Raw genomic sequence first — 4,201 nt, 5'->3', positions numbered from 1 at the left:
CGGCGCTGCTGCGCGCCACATTTCGCGTGTGAGCATCGTCATCCCGCTGGCCGTCACCTCAGGCACCCGCCCAAATTCTGGGCAGGTCGCCTTCACCCGCCTCGAACTTGATCGCATCATGTCGCTTTATGGCCGCATGGTCGCCGCCGGCCTGTGGCGCGATTATGCGCTGGAACTGGGCGCCAAGGTGGCAAGCTTCTCGGCCTTTCGCCGTTCCGCCGAAAATCCTGAAGTGCGACTGGTGAAGGACCCTGCCCTGCGCCAACGCCAGGGCGAATGGGTGCTGTATGGCGAAGGCGGCGTCGTGCTCAAACGCGGCCACGAACTGGCCGGCGTGCTGGCCGTAGTGGAGCGGCGTCTGCTGAAGGCCGTAGAAAGCTGAATGCCGTCCCTGCCTGACCTTCTCCACGAAAAAAGGCGGCCCCAAAGGACCGCCTTTTTCGTGTTCAGGAACCGGGCTTAGCGACCGCCGCCGAGCGCCATCTGGGCCTGCGCAGCACCATTTTCCGGGGCGACTTCGCCAGTGCGATCGCTGATCTCGGCAAAACGCGCCGCCACGTTTTCGGCGGTCAACTCGTCGGCGCCAAGATGGATGCCGCGGGTCAGCGTCACATAGGCGCGTTCGATGCCGCCACCGCCGGCGTTGAGGATGACGTTGGTCGGCGCGTCTTCCGACACGAGATAGACCGACGCCGGCACCACGGTTTCGGGGCCAAGCTTCTCCAGCATGGCCGGCGGCATCAGATCCTCGGTCATGCGGGTGGCGGCCAGCGGGGCGATGGTGTTGACGTGGACGTTGTACTTGGCACCTTCCAGCGCCAGCGTCTTCATCAGGCCAACCAGCGCGAGTTTTGCCGCGCCATAATTGGCCTGGCCGAAATTGCCATACAGGCCGGTCGAACTGGTGGTCATCAGGATGCGGCCATAGCCCTGCTCGCGCATCAGTTCCCACACCGCCTTGGTGCAGTTGACGCTGCCCATCAGGTGCACATCGATCACGGTGCGGAAATCGTCCAGCGTCATCTTGATGAAGGTGCGATCGCGCAGGATGCCGGCATTGTTGATGAGGATATCAACGCGGCCCCAGCGTTCTTTCACGTTGGCCACCATCTTTTCGACGGCCGCCATATCGGTAACGCTGGCGCCGTTGGCCATGGCTTCGCCGCCAAAGGCCGCAATTTCATCGACCACGGCCTGCGCCGCCGACAACGATGCCCCTGACCCATCGCGGTCACCGCCCAGATCGTTCACCACCACCTTGGCACCGCGCTTCGCCAGATCAAGGGCATAGGCCCGGCCAAGGCCGCCGCCAGCGCCGGTGACAATGGCGACACGCCCTTCAAAACTGATGGTCATGAAATGTTTTACCCCTGAATCAATGGAATCACGTTTGCAGAGCGCCGTTTAAACAAGCCGGCGGGTGCTGCAAAGCGATTCCGGGGCAAGGTTGCCAGAAGCGACCGTTCAAGCGGCGGCCTGAGCCGCCACTGGCGCCGCATCCAGCGAATAGCCAGCCGAACGAACGGTGCGGATCAGATCGACCAGTTCAGCGCCGCCCGGGCCGGCATTCACCGCCTTGCGCAGGCGGCGGATGTGCACATCAACTGTGCGCTGTTCGACATAGACATCGCGGCCCCACACGGCATCGAGCAATTGTTCACGGCTGAACACGCGGCCGGGATGTTCGAGGAAGTGGCGCAGCAGGCGGAATTCCGTCGGGCCCAATTGCACGGTGCGGCCCTCGCGGGTCACCCTGTGAGCGGTCGTGTCCATGGCGATGCCGGCAAATTCCAGCGCGCCGCCCTGCAGGGCCGGGCGCAGACGGCGCAGCACGGCGCGGATGCGCGCAACGAGCTCGCGCGGGGAAAACGGCTTGGTCATATAATCATCGGCGCCGGTTTCGAGGCCGCGGATCCGGTCTGCTTCGTCGCCGCGTGCGGTGAGCATGACGATCGGCAGGTTGGCCGTGGCCGGCGCGCGGCGCAGGCGGCGGCAAACCTCGATGCCCGACAGATTGGCGATCATCCAGTCGAGGATGACCAGATCGGGTTTTTCCTCTTCGGCCAGCGTCAACGCTTCCTCACCGTCACCGGTGCGGACCACGTCAAAGCCTTCCTTCTCAAGATTATAGGTCACCAGCTCGACAAGGCTGGCGTCATCTTCAACAAGCAGGATCTTGGCGCGCATGGGGCGAACTCCTGGGGGCTATTCGGGCCAAAGTTACTGGGGATTGTAAACGCTTGAGGTGAAGTCATTCTTGGGCCGTTCAGCCGGACGCTCGCCGGTGACGGAGTAGTAAACCATCTCGGCCACCGACGTGGCGTGATCACCAATCCGTTCCAGATTCTTGGCAACGAACAAGAGGTGGGTCGACGGCGTGATATAGTGCGGATTTTCCATCATGAAGGTGAGCAGCGCGCGGAACAGCGAGTTGTAATACTCGTCCACCTGCTGATCACGCTGCAGCAGGGCCAACGCCTTCACCGGATCACGATCAACAAAGGCATCCAGCGTGTCGCGGATGATTTCCACCACGACGCGGGCCATTTCCGGGATGATCACTGCCGGGGCGACCGGCTGCGACAGGGCAACGACGGTTGAACGCTTGGCGATATTCTTGGCATAATCGCCGATGCGTTCCAGCACGCCGGCAATCTTCAACGCTGCCACGATCTCGCGCAGATCATCGGCCAGCGGCGCACGCAGGGCGATGATGCGCACCGCCAGCGCCTCCGCCTCGGCTTCCAGCGCATCCAGGCGCTTGTCATTGTCGATGATGGCCTGCGCCGCTTCGGCGTTACGGCTCATCAGTGCATCCACACTTTGCGCGATCTGGGTTTCGCACAGGCCGCCCATGCGCGTGATCACTGCGCGCAATTGAGCGATATCCTCGTCGAAACTCTTGACGGTGTGGGCGGCGAATTCTGCCATGGGTTGTGCCTTTCAGGGGCGGTTGCGAAACGGCGGATCTTGGGGGCGGATCAGCCGTAACGTCCGGTGATATAATCCTTGGTGCGGGTTGCCTTCGGGTTGGTGAAGATCGCCGACGTGTCATCATACTCCACCAAAGTGCCGAGGTGGAAAAATGCCGTCTTTTGGCTAACGCGAGCAGCCTGCTGCATGTTGTGGGTCACGATGACGATGGCATAACGGCCGCGCAGTTCGTCGATCAGTTCCTCGATGCGGGCCGTGGCGATCGGATCGAGCGCCGAGCAGGGCTCGTCCATCAGGATGACTTCGGGATCAACGGCGATGGCGCGCGCGATGCACAGGCGCTGCTGCTGCCCGCCCGACATGGCGGTGCCGCTTTCGGCCAGCCGATCCTTCACTTCGTCCCACAGGCCGGCGCGTTTCAGCGCGGATTCCACGATCTCGTCCATGTCGGCCTTGGACCGGGCCAAGCCGTGCAGACGCGGGCCATAGGCGACGTTTTCAAAGATCGACTTGGGGAACGGATTGGGTTTCTGGAACACCATGCCAACCCGGGCCCGCAGCTGCACCACGTCCATGCCGCTGGCATAGACATCCTGGCCGTCCAGTTCGATGCGGCCTTCGACGCGGGCGCCGTCTACCGTGTCGTTCATGCGGTTCAGACAGCGCAGGAAGGTGGACTTGCCGCAGCCCGACGGGCCGATGAACGCCGTCACATGTTCGGCGGACACGTCGATGGATACGTTCTTGATGGCCTGTTTCTGGCCATAGAAAACGTTCACGTCACGCGCGGTCATCTTGGGGACAGCGCCAACAAGGGCTCCTGTCATCTTGGACGGCGCGTTGTGACCGATGGCCGGATTTTGGGCAGGATTGGTGTTCACCAGCGCCTCTCGAAACGATTGCGAAGATAGATGGCCAGGCTGTTCATGGCGATCAGGATCACCATCAGCACCAGAATGGCCGCCGAGGTTTTCTCGACAAAGCCGCGTTGCACGTCATCCGACCACAGGAACACCTGCATCGGCAACACCGTGGCTGGCGAGGTGAAGCCCTGCGGCACATCGGTGACAAAGGCGCGCATGCCGATCAGCAGCAGCGGCGCGGTTTCCCCCAGCGCGCGGGCGATACCGATGATGGTGCCGGTCATGATGCCGGGCAGCGCCAGCGGCAGCACATGGTGGAACACCACCTGGATGGGCGAAGCCCCAATGCCCAGCGCCGCATCGCGGATCGACGGCGGCACGGATTTGATGGCCACCCGCGACGC

Annotated in this window: 6 protein-coding genes; 1 reads left to right on the top strand and 5 read right to left on the bottom strand. The window is 62.8% G+C overall.

Annotated features, from left to right (window positions below; all coding sequences use genetic code 11):
- The first annotated feature begins 28 nt into the window (after positions 1-28).
- Positions 29-382, top strand: a complete 354-nt coding sequence (locus tag RMO81_RS13600) for a DUF2794 domain-containing protein (RefSeq protein ID WP_310476433.1) — start codon at positions 29-31, stop codon at positions 380-382.
- A gap of 77 nt (positions 383-459) precedes the next feature.
- Here the strand turns inward: RMO81_RS13600 and RMO81_RS13595 are convergent, their stop codons facing one another.
- The 5 genes from RMO81_RS13595 to RMO81_RS13575 all read right to left on the bottom strand — a co-directional run.
- On the bottom strand, positions 460-1,356 hold the full coding sequence (locus RMO81_RS13595; RefSeq protein ID WP_310476430.1) for an SDR family oxidoreductase: 897 nt from the start codon (positions 1,354-1,356) through the stop codon (positions 460-462).
- A gap of 108 nt (positions 1,357-1,464) precedes the next feature.
- The gene (phoB, locus tag RMO81_RS13590; protein ID WP_310476429.1) at positions 1,465-2,187 is read right to left on the bottom strand and encodes a phosphate regulon transcriptional regulator PhoB; all 723 of its coding nucleotides are present in this window, start codon (positions 2,185-2,187) and stop codon (positions 1,465-1,467) included.
- A gap of 33 nt (positions 2,188-2,220) precedes the next feature.
- Positions 2,221-2,931 carry a phosphate signaling complex protein PhoU gene (gene phoU, locus RMO81_RS13585; RefSeq protein ID WP_310476428.1) on the bottom strand — a complete coding sequence of 237 codons (711 nt, stop codon included), beginning with the start codon at positions 2,929-2,931 and terminating at the stop codon, positions 2,221-2,223.
- A gap of 50 nt (positions 2,932-2,981) precedes the next feature.
- Positions 2,982-3,761, bottom strand: a complete 780-nt coding sequence (pstB, locus tag RMO81_RS13580) for a phosphate ABC transporter ATP-binding protein PstB (RefSeq protein ID WP_310476432.1) — start codon at positions 3,759-3,761, stop codon at positions 2,982-2,984.
- 50 nt (positions 3,762-3,811) lie between these two features.
- The coding region (locus RMO81_RS13575; protein ID WP_310476427.1) for an ABC transporter permease subunit at positions 3,812-4,201 on the bottom strand (390 nt) is incomplete at its 5' end.

This window comes from Sandarakinorhabdus sp. (assembly GCF_031422795.1).
Lineage (GTDB): Bacteria > Pseudomonadota > Alphaproteobacteria > Sphingomonadales > Sphingomonadaceae > Sandarakinorhabdus.
Note: the sequence above shows the minus strand (reverse complement) of the source record. Positions and strands in the feature narration are given on the sequence as shown.

Excerpts from the sequence above, each read along its gene's own strand:
- RMO81_RS13595 (WP_310476430.1), bottom strand. The coding sequence starts at position 1,356 with ATGACCATCAGTTTTGAAGGGCGTGTCGCCATTGTCACCGGCGCTGGC.
- phoB (WP_310476429.1), bottom strand. The coding sequence starts at position 2,187 with ATGCGCGCCAAGATCCTGCTTGTTGAAGATGACGCCAGCCTTGTCGAG.
- phoU (WP_310476428.1), bottom strand. The coding sequence starts at position 2,931 with ATGGCAGAATTCGCCGCCCACACCGTCAAGAGTTTCGACGAGGATATC.
- pstB (WP_310476432.1), bottom strand. The coding sequence starts at position 3,761 with ATGACAGGAGCCCTTGTTGGCGCTGTCCCCAAGATGACCGCGCGTGAC.